Here is a 21,394-nt window from a genome sequence, read left to right as displayed (position 1 = left end):
CCCCTCCCCCGGGCCGCTTGTCACGCGTCCTCGAATTCCTCGGTATCGATCGTGGGCCTTATGGCATCGTGATAGCGATGGCCGTGGACGGTGGAATGATTGATCAGCGCATCGGCCTTGGCCAGCACATCGTCCGCGATCTCGACATTGGCCGCGTTGTAATTGTCCTCCAGGTGCTGGAGGTTGGTGGTGCCGGGGATGACGTGGAGCACATCGCTCTGCGCCAGCACCCAGCGATTGGCGAGCTGGCCGGGCGTGACGCCCGCGCCTTCCGCCAGCGCCACGAACTGCTCGATCAAGGCGAGGTTCTTGGGCCAGTTCTCCGCATTGAAGCGCGGCATCTTGTTGCGCAGGTCCTGCTCCTCAAGCGTCGAGGGGTCCTTCAGCACGCCGCCCAGCGCCCCGCGCCCCACGGGGCTGAAGGCGACGAGCGGGATGCCCAGTTCCTCGCACACCGGCAGCACGCCCAGCTCCACATTGCGCGTCCATAGCGAATATTCGGTCTGCACCGCGCCGACCGGATGGACGCCATGCGCTTCCCGGATGTGGGCGGCGGACCATTCGGAGACGCCATAGGCGCCGATCTTGCCCTGCTCGATCGCGCGGGCCAGCGCGCCCACGCTGTCGGCGATCGGCACCTTGGGATCGAAGCGGTGCATGTAGTAGAGATCGATATGATCGGTTTGCAGCAGCTCGAGGCTGGTCTCGATATCGGCTGCGATCTTGTCGGGCGAGCAATCGACGCCGCGCTTGGGTCCGTCCACCACGATGCCGCATTTCGAAGCGAGGAAGAACTCGCTCCGGCGGCCTTTCAGCGCCTCGCCGATCAGCGCCTCGTTCTTGCCCGCGCCATAGATGCGCGCGGTGTCGAGATGGTCGTAGCCAAGGTCCAGCGCACGGTGGAGCAGCTTGACGCAATCCTCATGCGGCGGCGGCGAGGCATAGGCCCAGGACACGTTCATGCATCCCAAGCCCACCGGGTGAAGCGCCCGCCCGCCAATTTCGCGCTTCGCGATAGCCATCAGGACCAGCCGTCCTGCTCTTCGAGAGAGGCGGCGAGCTGGCCGATGGTGCGATAGCATTCGATCACGCCATGGACCGAGCTGTTCGGCTCCCGCCCTTCGCGGATCGCGGCGATGAATTCACGGTCCTGCAGCTCGATCCCGTTGTTCGACGGCACATCGACGCCCGACAGGTCGATCGGCTCGTCCGCGCCGGTGTAGAGATCGTCATAGCGCGCAAGGTAGGTCGCGGTATCGCCGATATAGCGGAAGAAGGTGCCGAAGGGCCCTTCATTGTTGAACGACAGTGACAGGGTCAGGATCTGGCCTTTATCGGTCTTCATCTGGATCGACTGGTCCATGGCGATGCCGAGATCGGGATGCTTGGGGCCCTGCAGGATATTCGCCTTCACGACCTTGGAGCCGGTCATGTACTGGAAGATGTCGATCGTATGCGCGGAATGGTGCCACAGCAGGTGGTCGGTCCAGCTGCGCGGCTCGCCCTTGGCGTTCTTGTTCTCGCGGCGGAAGAAATAGGTTTCGACGTCCATCGACAGGACGTTGAACTTGCCCGCTTCGATCTGCTGCTTGACGTATTGGTGGCTGGGATTGAAGCGGCGGGTATGGCCGGCCATGCAGACGAGGCCCGTCTCTTCCTGCTTCTTCATCACCGCTTCGGCATCGGCCCAGCTGTCGGCGAGGGGGATTTCCACCTCGACATGCTTGCCCGCATCCATCGCCTTGATCGCCTGTTCGGCATGCATCTGCGTGGGCGTGCACAGGATCACCGCATCGACATTTTCCATGCCCAGCATTTCGTCGTAATCGGTGGTCGCGTAGGGAATGCCATATTTGTCGGCCATTTCCTGCGTCTTGTCGATCGTGCGGCCGACCAGCGCGGTCACTTCCACGCCGTCGATGTTCTTCAGGCCGTCGAGGTGCTTTTCACCGAATGCGCCGCCACCGGCGAGTGCGATCTTCATGGGGGTTTCTCCTGTTAGGCGGGGAGCGCTGCCCAAAGCGCGTCACCCGATTTCCGTTCGCCCTGAGCCTGTCGAAGGGCCGTTCTCCACTCGGACAACGGCGCAGAAGGCAAAGCGGTCCTTCGACAGGCTCAGGACGAACGGCGGTTCACATCAGTTTCCGATTACTCCGCCGCTTCCAGGCTGTGGCCGGAAAGCACGCGCTGCGGGTTGAGCGCTTCGCCCGCCGTCTCTTCCGGCTGCAGGATCAGTGCGCCCAGCGCGGTGTTCGATGCCGGGATGTGGTAGAAGTTGTAGAGCTCCTTCACCTTGTCGCCCAGCGCGCCGCGCATGATCAGCCACATGACCAGCTCGATGCCTTCGCTGCCCGCTTCGCGCAGATAGTCGATATGCGGCATCTTCGCGAGATCTTCGGGATCGTTGATCAGGCGTTCGATGAAGTCGAGGTCGAATTCCTTGTTGATCAGGCCCGCGCGCGGACCCTGCAACTGGTGGCTCATGCCGCCCGTGCCCCAGACATGGACGTTGAGGTCTTCGGGGAAGCTTTCCACTGCGGCCTTGATGCTGTCACCCAGCGCGAAGCAGCGCGCGCCCGAGGGCGGCGGATAGGTGACGACGTTGACCGGCAGCGGGATGACCTTGCACGGCCATTCCTTCACGTCGCCGAACATCATCGACAGCGGCACGGTGCAGCCGTGGTCGACATCCATCTGGTTGAAGATGCACATGTCGAAATCGTCGAGGATCAGGCTCTGCGCGATATGCCAGGCGAGGTCCGGGTGGCCCTGCACGTCGGGCACGGGGCGCGGCCCCCAGCCTTCGTCGGCGGGCTTGAAGCTCTCGCCGCAGCCGATGGCAAAGGTCGGGATGATGTTCATGTCGAATGCCGATGCGTGGTCGTTGTAAACCAGCACGATGACATCGGGCATGTTGCCCGGCTTCTTGATCCATTCGCGGATCGCGTCATAGCCGGCGAAGACCGGACCCCAGTAATCGTCGCGATCCTTGCCGGTCTGCATCGCCGCGCCCAGCGCGGGAATGTGGCTGGACGTGATGCCCGTGGTTACGCGTGCCATGATCAATATCCTCCTTTGATCGAGCGGACGCCTTCAGGCGAACGACCGCCGTCGATCATCATTTTTGCATAGTCTTCCTGGCTCATCCCGGTCATCGACCCGGCGGCGAACTGGAAGCTCTTGCCATCCGTGGAAAAAAGCTTGGACAGGAAATAGACGTTCCCGCCTTCGTCGATCATCGCGTTGTAATCGCGATCGAGCACGGCCTGCTTGGCGGCCGGGGTCAGGTTCCATTCGTCCAGGTACGCGCTTTCATCGGCCTTGAACCGTTCGCGGTTGTCTTCCTTCATCAGGCTCATCGCGAACTGGTTCAGCCAGTAGCCCTTGCGGGCGCGCTTGGCGGTGAACACGCGGGTTCCGGGAATATCGTCGAACTGGGCGAGATATTCGTGGATGTCGATCCGCTCTTTCTTCTTCTCAGTCATCTCTCAATCGTCCTTGGCTTCTGTCCATGTGTAGTCGAGCGGCGCCTCGCGAAAGGCGAAGCGATCGATATGGCGTTCGATCACGCCGCGCATATGTTCGTTGCGTTCGCGGTCCCCGGTGGTGAGGGTGATGGCGATGCCTTCGGGCCGCGCCATCATCACCGCGTTCTCATGTTCGGAGAAAGGGAAGGCGCCCATTCCGTCGCCCTCGTCATAGCTGGTCGCCATCTTGTGGCTCCAGTGCTTGACGAGCTGCTGGATATACTTCTCCGGCTTCTCGCACCTGGCGAGGCACAGAGCAGTGACGGAAGTTTCGGCGTCGCTCACCATACTCCTCTCCCTTAAAGACCCTTTTCCTTCAGGATCGCATCGAGGCGCGGATACACTTTACGCGCATTGCCCTCGAAGATCGCATGCTTCTCTTCATCAGAGATATCGAGCGCGTCGATATAGCGCTTGGTATCGTCGAAATAATGGCCGGTGGTGGGATCGATCCCGCGCACCGCGCCGACCATTTCGCTGCCGAAGATGATGTTCTTGTTGTCGATCACGTCGGCCAGCAGGGTCACGCCCGGCTGGTGGTAGACGCAGGTATCGAAGAATACATTGTTCATCAGATGCTTGTCGAGCGAGGGCTGCTTCAGCATGTCGGCGAGGCCCCGATAGCGGCCCCAGTGATAAGGCACCGCGCCGCCGCCATGCGGGATGATCAGCTTCAGGTCCGGGAAGCGGCTGAAGAGGTCACCCTGCAGCAGCTGCATGAAGGCGACCGTATCGGCGGCGAGGTAATAGCCGCCCGTCGCATGCATGGCCGGGTTGCAGCTGCCCGAGACGTGGATCATGCCGGGCATTTGCAGCTCGCACATCGCCTCGTAGATCGGGAACCAGTATTCGTCGGTCAGCGGCGGATGCTGGAAGTGCCCGCCGCCCGGATCGGGATTGAGGTTGCAGACGACGAAGTTCAGCTCCTCGGCGCAGCGGCGCAGTTCCTTGACGCTTTCGGACAGGTCCGACTTCGGGCTCTGCGGCAGCATGCAGCCGCCGATGAAGGTATCGGGGAAGAGCTGGGTGACGCGATAGATCAGGTCGTTGCAGCGGCGCGCCCATTCGCTCGCCACCTTCTGGTCGCCCACATGCGGCGCCATGGCCGATGCACGGGGTGAAAAGATGGTGAAATCCGCGCCGCGTTCCTTGATCAGGCGCAGCTGGTTTTCCTCGATCGTCTGGCGGATCTCATCGTCCGAGATCTCCGGATAAGGCGGCCATTCGGTGCCGTTGGCATAGGCTTCCTTCTGCGCCTCGCGCCACTGGTCGTGCCCCTTGGGCAGCACCGTGTAATGGCCATGACAATCGATGATCAGCGTCATGCTGCGTGATCCCTTTCCCTGTTTGTTAGTGCGGCCTCGCGCTGGCGCCTGACGGTCCCCTCGCTCATCACGGGTTCGACGCCAAGGTCACGCAGCGTTTTCGCCACTTCTTCCATTTCTGCCGCACGGCGAAGCCCGTGCGTTTCCATCCGTTCGCGGTTGTAGGCGGTACGCTCCAGCCAGCTCCACGGCTTGTCCGAGGCATCGAGCGAGGCCATCACCTCTTCCAGCACGCCTGCCTGTTCCGCCGCAGCGGCGCATTCCCAAGTCAGCGCCTCGATACCCTTGACCATGACCGAGCGGATCATCTTGATCGCGCAGGCCGCGCCCACCGTATCGCCCACGATGCTGAGCTTGGCGAAGCCGGCTTCCGTGAGCAGGTCGCGCGCCGCATCGGCCTTGGCGCCGGACAGCAATACCGGCACGTTCAGCCGCGCCGGATTGACCGGGGCCAGGATCGCGCCGTCGACATAATGTCCGCCCGCCGCTTCGATCGCCGCCGCCGCCGCGCGCTTGGTGGGCGGGGACACCGAATTGAGGTCGCACCAGATCGTGCCGGGCTTCAGCATCCCGGCATAATCCTGCGCCGCGACCACTGCCTGGTCCGCGGTTACCAGCGAAAGGACCAAGTCGGCCTGGCCCAGCGTCGTCGCGGCATCCTCGGCGGAAACGAGGCCCGCCTCACGCGCGGCTTCGCGGCGTTCGGGCAACAGGTCCCACGCGGCCGCACCCTGCCAGTCCCCGGCAAGGGCGAAGGTCGATCCGGCTTCACCGAATCCGACAAGGGCCAGCTTCTCTTCCATCGCGGCCTATCTGGTGCAGGGCGGGGTCCCGGACAAATGGATAGAACGCACTACCCATAAATTTTTACGAATCAGTTGGCCTCGGCCTGCTCCCGCAGCAGCTCCAGCATGGTCGCCTGCGACCGGGTCGGGCGCCAGTCTCGCCGGGTGATGATCCCGATGGCGCGTTGCACTTCCACCGGGCAGGGGGCGGAGGCGAGCACCCCGCTTTCCAGCTCCACCCGCAACTGGTCGGGGGAAAGCAGGGTAAGCCCGTCGCCAGCCAGCAGCAGCTCGCGAATGGTCAGCACCGATCCGCATTCGATACCCACATGCGGTGGCTCTATCCCGCAGCGGCGCATCATGTCCTCCCAATAGTGGCGTAGGGGCGTGTCGCGGCCGGGGAGGATCCACGGATAATCCGCCAGGCGCGCGCTCTCGAACTTCTCGCCGTCCACCAACAGAGGGTGGCCGGGCCGCATAATCAGCTGCGGCCGGTCGATAAAGGCAGGCTGCTGATCGAGGTCGTCCGGCGGATCGGCTTCGCGGAGTGCGCCGAGCATGAAGTCGATTTCGCCATCGCGCAGTGGGCCGGAGAGTTCGGCATAGCTGCCCTCTATCACGGCAATATCCACCTGCGGGCGCTTGCGGGTGAATTCCGCCAGAGCGGCGGGTAGCCAGCGTGCGCGAGACAGCGGCATGGCGCCGATCACGATGCGGCCGGCCGCCTTGCCCTGCCAGTCCGCTACCTCGTCCAGCCCGGCGCGCAATTCGGCCATCGCCAGGCCGAAGCCGCGCGCCCTTCTCTGCCCTTGCGTCGTCAACGCGATCGAGCGTCCGCGCCGGTCGATCAGCCGCTGCCCCAACGCCACCGAAAGGTCCGCAATCGCGCGGTGGAGCGAGGCGGCGGAGAGGCCCGTATTGGCCGCCGCTTCGGCATAGCTGCCCGCACGAGCCACGGCGAGGAAGGCGCGCATCTGCGTGCCGGTCACGCGCGGGCTGCCGACATGGGCGATGGCGGCCTCGGCACGGGGGGCCAGCAGCAGGGCAGGCTCGGTCGGCGTCATGCCGGTGGGGCCGCGCTCGAACAGGGAGCATTCCAGGTCGCTTTCAAGCCGGGCGATGGCCTGCGTCAGCGCGGGCTGGGTGAGGTGGATCGCCTTGGCCGCCGCGCTCACGCTGCCATGCTGCACGGTCGCGGCCAAAGCGGCATAGTGGCGGATATTGAACGAGCGTCGGTCCATCAGGTTAACATTAGCATTTTGTTATGACAGCCGCCAACTTCGGATTTGGCGCAGGGCGCAAGAAGGCGCAGAGCACCGCGCAAACAGGATCAATCAGCAGGATCAAGGGAGCTTCCGCCATGTCCGGAATCGTCGTCCAGAATATCCAGCGCGCGGACAAGGCAGTTGTCGATGCGCTGGGCGCATGCGGTGTCGCCACCGTGCATGAAGCGCAGGGGCGCAAGGGCCTGCTGGCGAGCTATATGCGGCCGATCTACTCGGGCATGCGCGTGGGCGCCTCGGCCGTCACCATCTCGGTCCCGCCGGGTGACAACTACATGGTTCATGCCGCGATCGAGCAGTGCCAGGACGGCGATATCCTGGTGATCGCGCCGACTTCGCCTTGTGAGGATGGCTATTTCGGCGACCTGCTCGCCACCAGCGCACAGGCGCGCGGCGTGCGCGGCCTGATCATCGATGCGGGTATCCGCGACGTGCGCGACCTTACCGAGATGAACTTCCCCGTCTGGTCCAAGCGCATCTTCGCGCAAGGCACGATCAAGGCTTCGCTCGGCAGCGTGAATGTCGACGTGGTCTGCGCCAATGCCTTCATCCGCCCGGGCGACGTGATCGTGGCCGACGATGACGGCGTCTGCGTGGTCAGGCGCGAGGAAGCCGAGGACGTGCTCAAGAAGGCGCAGGCGCGCGAGGCGAATGAGGAAGAGAAACGCCAGAAGCTCGCCGACGGCGTGCTTGGCCTCGACATGTATGGCTTCCGCCAGAAGCTGACCGATATGGGCCTCAAGTGGGTCTGAGGCACAGTTGATGGCTACCGCACCCGTTATGTGGATGCGCGGGGGGACCTCCAAGGGGGGGTATTTCCTCGCCGAAGACCTTCCCGCCGATGTCGAGGATCGCGACGCCTTCCTGCTCGGCGTGATGGGCAGCCCCGACCCGCGCCAGATCGATGGCATGGGCGGTGCCGACCCGCTGACCAGCAAGGTCGCGGTGGTCAGGAAGTCGGAGCGCGAGGGGATCGATGTCGATTACCTGTTCCTGCAGGTCTTCGTCGACAAGCCGATCGTCAGCGATGCGCAGAATTGCGGCAATATCCTTGCCGGTGTCGGCCCCTTCGCGATCGAGCGCGGGCTGGTCGCGCCTACCGGCGATGAGACGCAGGTCGCCATCTTCATGGAGAATACCGGCCAGGTCGCCGTCGCTACCGTCCAGACCCCGGCGGACGAACTCGGCAAGCGCGCGGTAAATTACGATGGCGATGCGAAGATCGACGGCGTGCCCGGCAGCCATGCGCCCGTGCCGCTGGAATTCCGCGACACCGCGGGTTCGAGCTGCGGATCGCTGCTGCCCACCGGCAATGCGTTCGACGTGATCGAAGGCGTGCGCTGCACGCTGATCGATAACGGCATGCCCTGCATCGTCTTCAAGGCCGAGGATGTCGGCGCCACCGGCTATGAAACCCGCGCCGAGCTGGAGAGCGATGCCTTCGCGCCGATCCGCGAGAAGATCGAGGCGATCCGCCTTGCCGCAGGTCCGCTGATGAACCTCGGCGACGTGTCGCAAAAGAGCGTGCCCAAGATGACGCTGGTCGCGCCGCCGAAGCATGGCGGCGCGCTGACCACCCGCGTCTTCATCCCGCATCGCGCGCATGCCAGCATCGGCGTGCTGGGCGCGGTGACCGCGGCGACCGCCTGCCTCGTGGAAGGCTCGCCCGCCGCCGAAGTGGCCGATATTCCCGAGGGCGCTCGCAAGTCGCTCTCCATCGAACATCCCAGCGGGGAGACGACCTGCATTCTCAATGTGGGTGAGAACGGCCAGGTGGAAACCGCCGCCCTGCTGCGCACCGCCCGCAAGCTGATGGACGGGGTGGTTTTCGTTTAGTGTATCGTCATTGCGAGCGAAGCGAAGCAATCCAGACGGTTTAGCCCGAGGCTCTGGATTGCCGCGAGGCCTTGCAGCCTCTCGCAATGACGGAATGGTATGAAAGTGTAAGAATGACCAACCGCATTACCTCCTGGCACCCGAACCCCAGCAAGCCGTCCTATACCCCGCCGCCGGGCGCGGTGGACGCGCATTGCCATGTCTTTGGGCCGGTGGCGCAATTCCCATTCAGCGCGAAGGCCAAGTACATCCCCGAGGATGCCGGGCCGGACATGCTCTTCGCCCTGCGCGACCATCTCGGTTTCGAGAAGAACGTGGTGGTCCAGGCGAGCTGCCACGGGACGGACAATGCGGCGACGCTCGATGCCATCGCCAAGTCGAACGGCAAGGCGCGCGGTGTGGCGGTGGTCGATCCGGCGATCCCGGAAGAGGAGCTCGCCGCACTGCACGATGGCGGCATTCGCGGCATCCGCTTCAATTTCCTGAAGCGCCTTGTCGACAATGCGCCCAAGGACAAGTTCCTCGAAGTCGCCGGCCGCCTACCCAAAGGCTGGCACGTGGTGATCTATTTCGAGGCCGACATCCTCGAGGAGCTGCGCCCCTTCATCGATGCCATTCCCGTACCGCTGGTGATCGACCATATGGGCCGCCCCGACGTGTCGCAGGGGCCGGATGGCGCGGACATGACGGCCTTCCGCAAGCTGCTCGATAGCCGCGAGGACATCTGGTTCAAGGCCACCTGTCCCGAACGGCTCGATGCGATCAAGGAAGGCGGACTGGGCGATCCGTGGGACGATTTCGCCCGCGCCGTCGCGCCGCTGGTGGAGGATTACCAGGATCGCGTGATCTGGGGCACCGACTGGCCGCATCCCAACATGCAGGACGAGATCCCCGACGATGGCCATATCGTCGACATGATCCCCCGCATCGCGCCGACCGCGGAACTGCAGCAGAAGCTGCTGGTGACCAATCCCAACCGGCTTTACTGGGCGGATTGACCGGCGAGGACCTCGCGCAGGGCTAGCGCTTCGAGATAACCGAGACCGATAAAGGCGCTGGACTGATCGGTGTAGAAGCTCTGGTCGCCTGTGCTGTATTGGGGAAAGTCGATGATAGCATCATTGATCCCCAGCCGCCGGACGACGTCGGATTTAAGGCTGCTGTCGATGGAGTTGGCATATCCGGCCACGTGGTGTGATGCCCATGGCGCAAGGTCCAGCGGTCGATCGAGGGACAATGTATCGCAATCGGTCTTTCCGCCGCTTGTGCTTTCGTTGAGCGCTCTTCCGTATCTTGCGACTTCCCCTTGTCCGATACTGCCGTCAGCCAGATGGGTGGACAGTGTTGTCCGCTGGCCTTGGGTGAGCGTGGCCTTCACATAGTAGATGTTCGAGACAAGATTGCCCGTGCGCATGTCGCGAACGGTGCCCGAGACTGCCCAGTGCTCGAATGGCGCATTGCCATTGTAGAACATGTGATCCTCGATCTGCGGAACGCGCAGTGCCAGCCCGTGCGCGGCGAGACCGGCACGCAGATTGCGGTAGGCGTTGAAGATATAACCCGGATCGTGTTCGGCATCGGTCACGATGATGTTGCGCACGCCTCGCCGGATCAAGGCGAAGGCTCCCAGATTTTCCGAAAGCCCGCCGTCATTGGCGACGAAATTGCGACTGCCCGAATTGCCGGGATCGATCAGGCCAAGCCACTGGTTGAGAGGGGCGAATGCGGCGCCAGAGATCGCGGATGTCTTGACGAAAGGCAGCGCTGTACCATTTGCGTCCCCCCAGCCGTACCGGCTCTGTCCATTGCCATAGAACAGGGGCGTGAATTCCAGCAGCCGTGTGTTCCAGCTGCGTGTCGCGTCGATGCTGGCATTCTGGATCAGGTAGGGAGCCGGGTTCGGTCCCCGCTCCATGATGCCCGCCAGATCGCTGATCGGGAGGCCCGCCATGGAATCGCCTGCGAATGTGCGCAGTAGCGCATCCTCGTACAGGCTGATCGAGCGGAAGCGGAAGTTTGGTCCAACCAGGCTGAACAATCGGCTGTACGGGACGAAATTACCCCGGCTGACGAGGCGGCATAGCTGGTTGCCAAATCGCTCGTCCGACAAGGCGGAATGACCAAAGGGCATGCGGGGATCAGCAGCGCGCAATTGATCGGAATAGAGCCAGAAGGCCGCATAGCCCCCTCCCGAGACGCTGGAGACCACCTCGATCTTGTCCAGCTGTTCGATATCCCAGAGGCCTTTGAGAAAGCCGACGGAGAACATGGCCGAACGCAAGCCACCACCCGAAAGCGCCAGCCCCCATTCGGGCTGCTCGGTTTCGAAATATCGCTGTTCTTCTTCTTCCACCGCCAGGCGAACTTCAGCCGGGGGGCGAGGCTGGGCGATGGCAATGGTGGAAAGGGGGATGCTGATCGACGAAGAGCATGCGCCAAGCGCCAGTGAACAGGCTAATGCTCCCAAGCCGCCGATCACTCGCCTGGTCAATCCATATCCCCCCAGAACGCCCCTTGCCGTCACAACCTAACAATATCGATCCAAATTAGGCAATAGAGGGTGCATTTACTTATGCGATGTAAAACAAGAAGGGGCGGGAAGCGCTAACTTCCCGCCCCTTCAATTGCGGATGCGCAATCGCAATATTGTGCGCGTCAGCCTTCCATAACCATGCGGACGAAATCGACCGTCTGGCGGGTGGCAGCGGCGAATTCGGTCGCGGTCGCCTGGAATGCGCCGTACTTGCTGAATTCGTGCGGCTTCATGCCTTCGAACTCGTAAGCCTGGCGGAAGCTGGGCAGCTTCATCAGCTTTTCGACGCTGGCCGGGTTCGGCTCACGCTCGATCGCCTTGGGATCGAAGGGCGCCAGCTCGTCAGCCACGTCCATCAGCTGTTTGATGTAGCTCGGCGGGCAGGTGTAGACCATGTCGGAGCCGGCAAAGTCCTGGATATGGCGGGACACGGTCTTGCCGTCCTTGTCCTTTTCCACGCGCATCGAGCACTGCAGCATCTTGGACGGGTGGTTGGTGTTCTTGCCGTACCAGTAGGCGCGCTTGAGCACCGCTTCCTCGCCATCGCGGATCTCGTCCAGCGACAGGTCGATACCGCGCAGCTTGGCTTCCTTCTGCCAGTCGCCCTTTTCGCCCAGGCGGCTGGACATGTGGGTGATGACCGAACGCCACTTGCTGAGGTCAACGCCCGCGGCCTTCGCACGCTGGAGGCCGGCAGTGACAGCGGCCATGCAGCGGCTGTACTGCGCCACGGCGAAGCTGGTGGTGTTGTTGGTGGAAATGCCGCGTGCGGTCAGCTCCTCCAGCACCTCGTAACCTTCCTTGGAGCCGGGCAGCTTGACCATCACGTTCTCGCCCATTTCGGCGATCGAGAGGCCCTGTTCCAGCATTGCTTCGCCATCGGTGACGAAGCGCGGATCGACCTGGCCGGAGAGCATGCCGTATTTGCCGCCAGACTTGTCAAACACCGGCAGAATCGCATCGGCGCCCTTCTTCACCAGCTCCAGATACATCTTCCAGTAGACGCCTTCGACGCCGAGGCCGGGATTGGCGGCGGCGATGTCCTTCACCAGCTGGGTCCAGCCCTGCGGGTCCAGCTGCACGGCCTGCAGCGACAGCGGCGGGTTGGTGGTGACGCCGCGGAAGCCCATCGTGCCCTGCGCATTGACCGTGTCCTGGTCATAGAGGCGGGCGAGCTGCTCGGCCCATTCGTCGGCCTTGCCCGCGGGGGCAGCGGCGAGGGTTTCTTCCTTCCAGCTCGGATAGACCAGCGGCGAGCTGTCCCACCAGATTTCGGCTTCCGGATTGGTGTCAGCGAGCTTTTCAAGGATATGCTTGGACATGGGTAACTCCTGCGTGGCGCTGCTTTCCAGAATCGCGCCGAGTGGGTCTTGCGCGGCCCCTCTAACGCAATTGCCGCGCGGGATTAACCCCATGTGACAATTTGCGACCGGAAAGCCTCTTGTACCCTGTCGCGGGGCGTGTTTGCCTTGCATCTGGAAAAGAGGGATAATTGCCATTCATCGGGGGCTGATGAACGGAGTGAGAGAGATGACAACGCTGATCGCCCGTACCTTGTGCGCGTTCGCCGGTTGCGCCGTGGCCCTTGCCTCCGCACCCGCCGCCGCGGATGGCCTGCCGGATGAGCCGCTGGCCCGTTTCGAGGAGCCGCTGTGCCCCGGCATTATCGGGCTGGAGGCCGGTTTCGCCACCAGCATGGTCGACCGCATTCGCGAAAATGCGCAGGGCCTGGGCCTGCAGCTGGCCGATGCCGACGATTGCGAGCCCAACCTCGTCGTCATCGTGCTCGAGGACGGGCGCGATTACCTGCAAAGGCTGGCGGCAGACCGCCCCCATCTGTTCGAACCGCTCGACCGCTCCGCCAGACAGGCGCTGCTGGAAGAGGAAGCCCCGACTCGTGCCTGGGTGTCGACCGAAAGCCGCACGCGCGACGGTCTGCGCTATGGCCGCAGGATAAACCTCGCCGATGTTCCGCAGGCGGCGATGTGGTCCGCCCATTCGCTGATCTATACCCCCACGCGGGAGGATATTCTCGCCTCCATGGTGCTGATCGATCGCGATGCGGCGAGCGGCCTCAACGCACGGCAGATGGCCGATTACGCTACGCTTTACGGCCTCGCCGATTTCGTGCCGCAGGCGGCGCCCGGCGTGCCCACGATCCAGACGCTGTTTGCCGGCGGTTCTTCCGCACCCGAAGGGTTGAGCGATTTCGACATGGCCTATCTCGACCGGCTCTACTCATCCATCCCCAACCTGCCCGCCAATACGCGGCTGGCAGGCCTTGAAGGAATGGCGCACACGGAATGACCTCTATTCGTGCTATCCTGCCCGCGCTGGTGGGCGCGCTGCTGGCAAGCTCGGTCGCGGCGCAGGATACGCCTGCGCCGGACGAAGCCTCCGATCTCGCCAATGAGAGCGGTGAGGCGCTGCGGCAGGAACGGCAGGAGCGGATTGCCGAGGACGAGATCGTCGTTACCGGCCGGGCGCAAGAAGCCAGCCGGGCGGAGATTCATCGCCAAGCGCGCGACGTCACCCCGCCCGGCGACATTCGCGAAACACCGCTGGCACGCTACGAAACACCGCTCTGTCCCGGCATTATCGGGCTGACCGTGCAGGCGGCGGTGCCGATGATCGACCGCATCCGTACCAATGCAGAAGTGCTGGGCGTCCGCCTCGCCCCGGACGAATGCAATCCCAACATGGTCCTCGTCTTCGCCGATGACGGGCAGGCGCTGCTTTCCGGCATGATGGAAGAGAACCCCGCGCGCTTCCAGTATCTGACGCCCGTTGCGCGGCAGGAATTGCGCGCGCCCGGCCCGGTGCGTGTGTGGACCGATGTGCAGCAGGCGACGCGCGACGGCATGCGTGTGCCGCGCTCGCGCAATCTCGTGAACCCGCCGCAGGTCCGCATGGATATGGCGCATTCGCATATCTACACCACGGTGCGGAACGAGATCGACATGGTCTGGGTGATCATCGACCGCGAGGCGGCGCGCGGGCTCAGCCTGATGCAGCTTGCCGATTATGCCACCATGCGCGGGCTGGTGCAGACCGAACCGCAGGAAGACCTCGCCATCTCCTCCATCCTCGGCCTGTTCAACGAAGACGGACCCTGGCCGGACGAACTGACCGATTTCGACCGCGCCTATCTCACCGCCGTCTATGACTACATTCCCAACCTGCCCGCCTTCCGCAAGCTGGGCCGCGTGGCAGAGGAAGTGCGCCGGATAGAGGCGGCGCAGCTGGTCATGGACGGCGACGAAGAAGCGCCGCGCGACCAATAGGGCGCCATCCCGGCACCGTCCGGTTTAACTTGCTCCAAACCGACCGCGCGCTACCATATCCCGATATGCGGTTTCGCCTGCGGAGGGGTAAATGATGGATTTCGCAACGATCGTCCTGGTGCTGATCCTGTTCTTGGTGCTGGTCTTCATACTGATGGGGATCCGCGTCGTCCGGCAGGGCTATGTCTATACGATCGAGCGGTTCGGCCGCTTCGTCACCGCCGCCGATCCGGGCCTCCACATCATCGTCCCCTTCATCGACCGCGTCGGGCAGAAGGTGAACATGATGGAGCAGGTGCTGGATATTCCCGGCCAGGAAATCATCACCAAGGACAATGCCATGGTCGGCGTGGACGCGGTGGTGTTCTTCCAGGTGCTCGATGCCGGCAAGGCTGCTTACGAGGTGTCCAACCTCTACAATGCGATCATGGCGCTCACGACCACGAACCTGCGCACGGTGATGGGCAGCATGGATCTGGACGAGACGCTGTCCAAGCGTGACGAGATCAATGCCCGCCTCCTCGCCGTGGTCGATCACGCCACCTCGCCATGGGGCGTCAAGATCACCCGTGTGGAGATCAAGGATATCCGCCCCCCGGTTGATATCTCCGAAGCCATGGCGCGGCAGATGAAGGCCGAGCGCCTGAAGCGTGCCGAGATCCTCGAGGCCGAGGGCGACCGTGCCTCCAACATCCTTCGGGCCGAGGGCGACAAGCAGAGCGCCATCCTGAAAGCAGAGGGCAAGCGCGAAGCCGCCTTCCGCGATGCCGAGGCGCGCGAGCGTGCGGCGGAGGCGGAGGCCAAGGCGACCGAGATGGTCTCCAACGCCATCGCCACCTCGGGCAGCCAGGCGATCAACTATTTCATCGCGCAGGAATATACCAAGGCGGTAGCCAAGTTCGCCGACAGCCCGAATGCGAAGACGATCCTCTTCCCGGTGGAAGCCACGCAGTTGATCGGAACCTTGGGCGGGATCGGCGAGCTGGCGCGCGAAGTGATCGGCGAGGGCCGCTCCGGCGATGTCACCACCCCGCTCGACATGGGCCGCGGGCGCAGCGCCGTGCCGCGCAGCCGCCGCGACGGCGACGGCTGAGAGGCGCACCGCTGATGGGTTTCCTCGAAGGCACGGATGCCGCCTGGGCCTGGGTCGCGCTGGGTCTCGTGCTTGCCATCCTCGAGATGCTGGTTCCCGGCGTCTACCTGATCTGGTTCGCCGTCGCAGCGATCATCACCGGCGCGTTGACGGGCCTGTTCGACCTGTCGCTGACCATGCAGGTCATCGACTTCGCCTTCCTTGCGCTGATCGCGGTCTTCTCTGCCCGCCGCTTCTTCCGTGACCAGGCAGGAGAGGGTCCCGACCCGCTACTCAATCGCCGCGGCGCGCAGCTGGTGGGGCAGGTGGCACTGGTGACGCAGGCGATCGAACACGGCAGCGGCCGCGTGCATATCGGTGACAGCGAATGGACCGCGAAGGGTCCCGATGTCGAAATGGGCCAGCGTGTGCGGGTCACCGGCAGCGAGGGAACCGCGCTGCTGGTGGAGCCGGTTGGACTGCTTACAGAGGACAATCCAACGAAGGTCGAGGATTAAGCGCGGGCCTCGTCATTGCGAGCGAAGCGAAGCAATCCAGAGCGTCGACGCGCAACCTCACTGGATTGCCGCGTCGCCTTCGGCTCCTCGCAATGACGACTGACGCGGTGAGGAGGGAAACGGTCGCAAGGCGACCGCAAGGCCGAACGGCCGCCCGCAGCGGCCCCGCAGCGTAGCGGAGGGAATAGCCGCGAGGACGAAGGCGCGGATGCGCCTTCGCAACGCAAATGCAAACTCAGGCCTTCTCCACCGTAAACCGCCCGTGCCGGCGGTAGCGGACCATCCACTTGTCGAGGAACAGCGAGAGCGGTTTGGGCGTCACGCCCAGCTTCTCGATCCCGGGCAGCGTGCCGCTGGCGGTGCTACCGGTCTTCAGCATGCGCCACTGGTCGGAGGTCATCGGCGTGCCGGGCAGGGCGGCGAAGATGCCGCTCAGCGCGTCGGGCACCGGGATGAAGCCGCGCTTGCGGCCCTGCGCTGCCGCGATGTCCTCGTGCAGCTGCTCCATGGTGATGACGTCCGGCCCGGCGAGCTCATAGGTCTTGCCGCCATGCGTGGCGGGATCGGCCAGCGCCACCCCTACCGCTTCCGCTACATCGTCCACCCATACCGGCTGAAGCTTCGCGTCGGGACCGAAGACGGGCAGCGCGGGCAGGCTGGCGACGAGGCCGGCGAACATGTTGATGAAGGCATCGTCCTGGCCGAAGATCACGCTCGGGCGCATGATGGTCGCCTTGGGGAAGGCTTCCAGGACCATCGCCTCGCCAATCCCCTTGGTGCTGGCATAGGTGCCCTCGGCTTCGGCATCTGCCGCGAGGCTGGAGACATAGACGAAGGCTTCCGCGCCTTCCGCCTTCGCCGCCTCTGCCGCGATCCGCGCGCCTTCGGCGTGCAGCTCCTTCTGGTCGCTGCCGAAGGTTCCGACGAGGTAGACCACGGCATCGGCATCTTTCACGCAGGCGCGGATGCTGTCGGCGTTCTTCACATTGCAGCGCGCCAGCTGCAGCTGGCCGAGATTGGCGAGCGGCTTCAGCTTGCGCGCGCTTTCCGGATTGCGTGCCACGATGCGCAGCCGCGCCCCGCGATCGAGCAGGTCCTGCGCCACATGCGTGCCCAGGAAGCCATTGCCGCCGATCAGCACGACCAGCTTGTTCTCCAGCGAATTGCTCATGGTGGTGAAACCCGTTTCATCGATGCGGTGACAAATTGCTGACCCCGCCTATGCACATCGGTGCGGCAACGGGCAATGGCCAGTGAACGCCCGGGTGCGATTATCGTGCCGGATGTGCCGGCACAGCAGCCTGCCAATTCTTTTTGCATCGCGCCCTCTTTCCCGCGTTGACAACATGCCCCCACACCAGCTAGTGGCGCGCCCCTACCAAGCGGCATGGACCACGACGACCACGCCGCCCCGGTGCCCAGATGGCGGAATTGGTAGACGCACCGTCTTCAGGTGGCGGCGCTCGCAAGGGCGTGGAGGTTCGAGTCCTCTTCTGGGCACCATTTTTCATGAATGGCAGAAAGCTGCCATTTCTTGCTAACCCCATTCAAGACAGCTGAGAACTTTCGAGTGAGTAGGGCGCCACAGTGTCGGTTTAGCGCCTTCATTTCTGACATTGAGCGACTTGCTCGTCGTGCGGAAAAGCAGGCATCGTTGTCGGCGCCGAGTCCACCATCAGGAACAAATATCGATTTGACAGGCCGTTCGGCTAAAGGTGGATCTTGCCGAGCAAGCGGTTGAGTTCGGCGACTTCGTCCGCCGTCAGACCTTCGACCAGGGCCGCATCGGCCTGTAGAACGCGCTGACGAAGGCGTTCCAGCTCACGAGCGCCGGCCTCCGTTAGGTACACGCCGAAACTGCGACGATCCGTGGCCCCGATCCGCCGCTCCACGCAGCCGCGTTCTGCCCAGAAGTCGATCGCCAGCGTCGCGGCCGAACGAGACAGGCCAAGCGCATTCCCCAACAGGACCTGGGCCGTGCCGGGATTGCGCCCAACCAGCTCCAGCATGGAAAAACGCAACGGGGTGATGGCGGGATCGTCAATTGCACGCTGCAGCAGCGAATATCCCAGGATCCACACCAGCTTGACGGAAAAGCCCGTGAGCTCGGCCAGCATTCCGTAATTGACTTCGCTCTCCGAGAGTTTGGGAGCTCGTACTCGGACATCGTCTATCGCGAGAAGAGAGTTTGTTGGCCGATCCACGCGCCCATCAAGACTCCATTTCCAAATGACATGCAACCGATTTTGTTATTGCCAATAACTGCTATGGACAATAACAACCTCTGGAGAATGGCGTTGGGAGACCCATTCCAGGAGAGAGGACACCGACAGTGAGACAGTCATTCACCGATATCGACATGCGCCTTGCCCGGAGTAGCTGCATGGCGGCGATTATCGCCGCTGCAGGCCTCGTTGCCGCAGCGCCAGCCGCCGCGCAGGATGCTGACGCCGCGGAAAATGCAGAGGATGATGCGGCCGCAAGCGGGCAGATCATCGTGACTGCGCGCCGCCGCGATGAATCGCTGCAAGAAACACCCGTCGCGGTAACGGCCTTCAGTGGCGAGGCGCTGGAGGCGCGCCAGATCACACAGACGCAGGACCTCGAAAAGTTCACGCCCAGCCTGCAGTTCAAGCCGGCGGGCCAACTTTCCGGCAATAGCGCTGCATCGGTCGTATTCATTCGCGGGATCGGCCAGCTCGACCCGACTGCCGCGGTCGATCCGGGCGTAGGCGTCTATATTGACGAGGTTTACGTTGGCCGCTCGGTTGGCGGGACCATCGAACTCGGCGACATAGCCAGCGTGGAAGTGCTGCGCGGACCGCAGGGCACGCTGTTCGGTCGCAATACCATCGGCGGTGCGATCCTTGTCAGGACACGCGAACCGGAACTTGGCGAATTTTCGGGTCGGGCCCGCTTCCGCGTTGGTGAGGACAATCTTTTCGAAGGCTCCGCCGCGCTCAATGTTCCCCTTGGCGAGGATGCGGCCATGCGGGTTTCGGGCGGGTTCCGCAGCCGGGATGGCTACGTGATCCGTGCTTTCGACGGGCTCGATCTGGGCAACGACGATGTCTACACCGTAAACGGGTCGCTGAAGTGGGAGGCGGGTCCAGCTCTCGATATCGTGGTCCGCGGCGACTATACGAAGCGCGACGAAAACGGCGCACCGTTCGTGTTCGCCGGAATGAACGAGAATGCTCCGGTTCCCGCGATCGTTAGCGTCGCGGCGGGTTGCCCGGGTGCGACGATTCCGTTCGCGCCGCTCGTGCCGGGCGATCCGCAGTTCGGTGCACCGAACGTTCCGTTGATCGATGATGCACGCTGTGCCAACGACTTCTACAACCTGGGCCCTTATGTGAACGGCGGCACTGCGCCGGTCACAAGCACGTCTGAGGTGTGGGGCGTGTCCGGAACGGTCAGCCTGGACCTGACCGACAGCCTGACACTGAAGAGCATCACCGCTTACCGTTCGACTCAGTCGCGCGGTATCCGCGATGCAGACAATACGCCATTCCTGATCATTACTACCGATGTCGGCGCCGAGTCCGACCAGTTCAGCCAGGAGCTGCAGCTGCAACTGGATGCGGGTGCCGTAAACGGGATCGTGGGAGCGTACTACTTTGACGAGGATACGGAGGAACGGGCGACCGTGCCCCTGTCATTCCCGCCCTCACCGCCCGTGATCGGTTCGATACTTGCCGGTGGACCGGGCACACGCGATCTCCAGTTTTCCCAACTCGAAACGAAATCGCTCGCCGTGTTCGGCGAAGTATCGGTAGAGGTGGTCCAAGGCCTCGAACTGACGGGGGGTCTTCGCTACACGGACGACCAGAAGACCTATCAGGGCACGGTTCTGAACCTGTTCCCTGCAACTCTGCCGGATCCCGATCCGCTGCCGACCGAGGCGATACCGGATGGTGGCCCGCTGTTCATCTACAACACTCCGAATGAGGAATCCTTCTCGGCGCTGACGGGGTCGGCGAGCATTCGCTACCAGGCAGCCGATTGGATCAGCACCTACCTTTCCTACGCGCGCAGCTTCAAGTCCGGCGGCTTCAACACGCGTTACAACGCACCGCCGCCGGGCTTCGTGCCGGTGCCTTTCGACGAGGAGACGGTGGACAGCTATGAACTGGGCGCGAAGATGGATTTTGGCGACTTCCGCTTGAACCTCGTCGCGTTCCAGGCCGACTACAAGGATATCCAGCTGGTATTCCGCCAAGGTGTGGTTCCGCTGCTGTTCAACGCTGGCAAGGCGCGCATCAAGGGGTTTGAGGCTGAGGCCGCCTATCGCGCGGGCGGCTTCACCTTCGATACCGGGATGAGCATCCTCGACGACGAGATCCTCACCATCACGCCGGTTCCGGGCGCGACTGCGACTGTGGCTCCGGGGGACGAACTCCCGCTGACACCCTCCTTCCAGGGCAATTTCGGGATTTCCTACGAAGTCCCGGTCGGTGGTTCCCTCTACCTGACCCCGCGCTTCGACGGCTCCTACACGTCGCGTGTAACCTTCATCACCGGTAGCGTGCCGGAGATCGAGCAGGATGGATATTTCGTCGGCAACGCGTCGGTCACGCTGGAACATGATGACGGGTGGAAGCTGCAGGCGGGTGTCAGCAACCTGTTTGACGAGCGCTACCTGATTCAGGGCAACGCATCACTCGCCACGCTGGGCTATGCGGAGAAAATCTACGCACGGCCCCGCCAATGGTATGTCCAGGCAAGCCTCGAGTTCTGATGCTCTGAAAGCCTGGCCGATAGCCCGATTGCCCGATTTGCCTCGCTTGCCGGCATTCCAGCCGGTAGGCGAGGCAAGTTGTTTCGACTCTGGAGATGCTTGAAATGGCTATGTTCGAACGCCTGAACCCGATGACCGGCGATGTCGCCTCCAGTGCCGAGGCAATGCAGCCCGGCGACATTCCAGCCATTGCCGCCAGGGCGCAGGCCGGTTTTGCCGAGTGGTCGAAGCTGGGCCCCAATGCCCACCGCGCGGTGTTGAACAAGGCCGCCGATGCGCTGATGGCGAAGAAGGACGATTTCGTCGCCGCGATGATGGGGGAAATCGGCGCGACGGCGGGCTGGGCCATGTTCAACCTGGGCCTGGCCGCCGGGATGGTCCGCGAAGCAGCAGCGATCACCACGCAGATTTCGGGCGAGGTTATCCCCTCCGATCACGAAGGCACCATCGCCATGGCCCTGCGCGAACCGGTGGGCGTGATGCTCGGCAT

General features: G+C 63.4%; 21 protein-coding genes and 1 tRNA gene. 10 read left to right on the top strand and 12 right to left on the bottom strand.

Features of this window, described 5'->3' with window-relative positions:
* Window positions 1–20: 20 nt before the first annotated feature.
* The 8 genes from E5222_RS13705 to E5222_RS13670 form a co-directional block, all read right to left on the bottom strand.
* Window positions 21–1,022 carry an aldo/keto reductase gene (locus E5222_RS13705; protein WP_136694373.1) on the bottom strand — a complete coding sequence of 334 codons (1,002 nt, stop codon included), beginning with the start codon at window positions 1,020–1,022 and terminating at the stop codon, window positions 21–23.
* Complete coding sequence (locus E5222_RS13700; RefSeq protein WP_136694372.1) at window positions 1,022–1,984, bottom strand: Gfo/Idh/MocA family oxidoreductase; 963 nt, start codon at window positions 1,982–1,984, stop codon at window positions 1,022–1,024. The genes E5222_RS13705 and E5222_RS13700 overlap by 1 nt, the downstream gene beginning before the upstream one ends.
* 164 nt (window positions 1,985–2,148) lie before the next feature.
* Window positions 2,149–3,060 carry a class III extradiol dioxygenase subunit beta gene (locus tag E5222_RS13695; protein ID WP_136694371.1) on the bottom strand — a complete coding sequence of 304 codons (912 nt, stop codon included), beginning with the start codon at window positions 3,058–3,060 and terminating at the stop codon, window positions 2,149–2,151.
* A gap of 2 nt (window positions 3,061–3,062) precedes the next feature.
* Window positions 3,063–3,485 carry a protocatechuate 4,5-dioxygenase subunit alpha gene (gene ligA / locus E5222_RS13690; RefSeq protein WP_136694370.1) on the bottom strand — a complete coding sequence of 141 codons (423 nt, stop codon included), beginning with the start codon at window positions 3,483–3,485 and terminating at the stop codon, window positions 3,063–3,065.
* A 3-nt stretch (window positions 3,486–3,488) separates the two neighbouring features.
* Window positions 3,489–3,812 (bottom strand): DUF2218 domain-containing protein, encoded by a 324-nt coding sequence (locus E5222_RS13685; RefSeq protein WP_246021792.1) that lies wholly within the window; start codon window positions 3,810–3,812, stop codon window positions 3,489–3,491.
* A 14-nt stretch (window positions 3,813–3,826) separates the two neighbouring features.
* Window positions 3,827–4,852, bottom strand: coding sequence for an amidohydrolase family protein (locus E5222_RS13680; protein WP_136694368.1), 1,026 nt, complete (start codon window positions 4,850–4,852; stop codon window positions 3,827–3,829).
* The gene (locus E5222_RS13675) at window positions 4,849–5,655 is read right to left on the bottom strand and encodes an NAD(P)-dependent oxidoreductase (protein ID WP_136694367.1); all 807 of its coding nucleotides are present in this window, start codon (window positions 5,653–5,655) and stop codon (window positions 4,849–4,851) included. Before E5222_RS13675 ends, E5222_RS13680 begins: the two co-directional genes overlap by 4 nt.
* 71 nt (window positions 5,656–5,726) lie before the next feature.
* Window positions 5,727–6,878, bottom strand: a complete 1,152-nt coding sequence (locus E5222_RS13670) for a LysR family transcriptional regulator (protein WP_136694366.1) — start codon at window positions 6,876–6,878, stop codon at window positions 5,727–5,729.
* Between the two features lie 119 nt (window positions 6,879–6,997).
* Between E5222_RS13670 and E5222_RS13665 the strand changes: the two genes are divergently transcribed.
* The 3 genes from E5222_RS13665 (at window position 6,998) to E5222_RS13655 (ending at window position 9,754) form a co-directional block, all read left to right on the top strand.
* Entirely contained in the window at window positions 6,998–7,672 is a 675-nt protein-coding gene (locus tag E5222_RS13665) for a 4-carboxy-4-hydroxy-2-oxoadipate aldolase/oxaloacetate decarboxylase (RefSeq protein ID WP_136694365.1), read from the top strand.
* Window positions 7,673–7,682: 10 nt separating this feature from the next.
* Window positions 7,683–8,756, top strand: a complete 1,074-nt coding sequence (locus E5222_RS13660; RefSeq protein ID WP_169053603.1) for a 4-oxalomesaconate tautomerase — start codon at window positions 7,683–7,685, stop codon at window positions 8,754–8,756.
* A gap of 113 nt (window positions 8,757–8,869) precedes the next feature.
* Window positions 8,870–9,754 (top strand): amidohydrolase family protein, encoded by an 885-nt coding sequence (locus tag E5222_RS13655; protein ID WP_136694364.1) that lies wholly within the window; start codon window positions 8,870–8,872, stop codon window positions 9,752–9,754.
* Here E5222_RS13655 and E5222_RS13650 read toward each other — a convergent pair.
* Both E5222_RS13650 and E5222_RS13645 read right to left on the bottom strand, forming a co-directional pair.
* The gene (locus E5222_RS13650) at window positions 9,739–11,109 is read right to left on the bottom strand and encodes a patatin-like phospholipase family protein (protein WP_136694363.1); all 1,371 of its coding nucleotides are present in this window, start codon (window positions 11,107–11,109) and stop codon (window positions 9,739–9,741) included. The genes E5222_RS13655 and E5222_RS13650 overlap by 16 nt on opposite strands.
* Window positions 11,110–11,411: 302 nt before the next feature.
* The gene (locus tag E5222_RS13645) at window positions 11,412–12,611 is read right to left on the bottom strand and encodes a transaldolase family protein (protein WP_169053602.1); all 1,200 of its coding nucleotides are present in this window, start codon (window positions 12,609–12,611) and stop codon (window positions 11,412–11,414) included.
* 208 nt (window positions 12,612–12,819) lie between these two features.
* On the opposite strand from E5222_RS13645, the gene E5222_RS13640 reads away from it, so the two are divergent.
* From E5222_RS13640 to E5222_RS13625, 4 genes are all read left to right on the top strand, one after another.
* Window positions 12,820–13,596: a hypothetical protein gene (locus E5222_RS13640; RefSeq protein WP_211196162.1), complete on the top strand. Its 777-nt coding sequence runs from the start codon at window positions 12,820–12,822 to the stop codon at window positions 13,594–13,596.
* On the top strand, window positions 13,593–14,573 hold the full coding sequence (locus E5222_RS13635; RefSeq protein ID WP_136694360.1) for a DUF3987 domain-containing protein: 981 nt from the start codon (window positions 13,593–13,595) through the stop codon (window positions 14,571–14,573). Before E5222_RS13640 ends, E5222_RS13635 begins: the two co-directional genes overlap by 4 nt.
* Before the next feature lie 94 nt (window positions 14,574–14,667).
* Window positions 14,668–15,666 carry an SPFH domain-containing protein gene (locus E5222_RS13630; protein WP_136694847.1) on the top strand — a complete coding sequence of 333 codons (999 nt, stop codon included), beginning with the start codon at window positions 14,668–14,670 and terminating at the stop codon, window positions 15,664–15,666.
* Between the two features lie 14 nt (window positions 15,667–15,680).
* Window positions 15,681–16,163, top strand: coding sequence for an NfeD family protein (locus E5222_RS13625; RefSeq protein WP_136694359.1), 483 nt, complete (start codon window positions 15,681–15,683; stop codon window positions 16,161–16,163).
* A gap of 235 nt (window positions 16,164–16,398) precedes the next feature.
* On the opposite strand, the gene E5222_RS13620 is transcribed toward E5222_RS13625, so the two are convergent.
* Window positions 16,399–17,334 (bottom strand): complex I NDUFA9 subunit family protein, encoded by a 936-nt coding sequence (locus tag E5222_RS13620; RefSeq protein ID WP_136694358.1) that lies wholly within the window; start codon window positions 17,332–17,334, stop codon window positions 16,399–16,401.
* 245 nt (window positions 17,335–17,579) lie between these two features.
* Between E5222_RS13620 and E5222_RS13615 the strand changes: the two genes are divergently transcribed.
* Window positions 17,580–17,666, top strand: a tRNA-Leu gene (locus E5222_RS13615).
* Between the two features lie 206 nt (window positions 17,667–17,872).
* Here the strand turns inward: E5222_RS13615 and E5222_RS13610 are convergent.
* On the bottom strand, window positions 17,873–18,280 hold the full coding sequence (locus E5222_RS13610) for a MarR family winged helix-turn-helix transcriptional regulator (RefSeq protein ID WP_136694357.1): 408 nt from the start codon (window positions 18,278–18,280) through the stop codon (window positions 17,873–17,875).
* 215 nt (window positions 18,281–18,495) lie between these two features.
* Between E5222_RS13610 and E5222_RS13605 the strand changes: the two genes are divergently transcribed.
* Window positions 18,496–20,904 carry a TonB-dependent receptor gene (locus E5222_RS13605; RefSeq protein WP_246021790.1) on the top strand — a complete coding sequence of 803 codons (2,409 nt, stop codon included), beginning with the start codon at window positions 18,496–18,498 and terminating at the stop codon, window positions 20,902–20,904.
* Window positions 20,905–21,008: 104 nt separating this feature from the next.
* Window positions 21,009–21,394, top strand: a 386-nt coding sequence (locus tag E5222_RS13600) for an aldehyde dehydrogenase family protein (RefSeq protein WP_136694356.1), incomplete at its 3' end; no start/stop codon positions are given.

It is taken from the genome of Alteraurantiacibacter aquimixticola, from assembly GCF_004965515.1.
Taxonomy (GTDB): domain Bacteria; phylum Pseudomonadota; class Alphaproteobacteria; order Sphingomonadales; family Sphingomonadaceae; genus Alteraurantiacibacter; species Alteraurantiacibacter aquimixticola.
The sequence above is the reverse complement of the archived record's forward strand: the minus strand, read 5'-3'. Positions and strand labels throughout refer to the sequence as shown.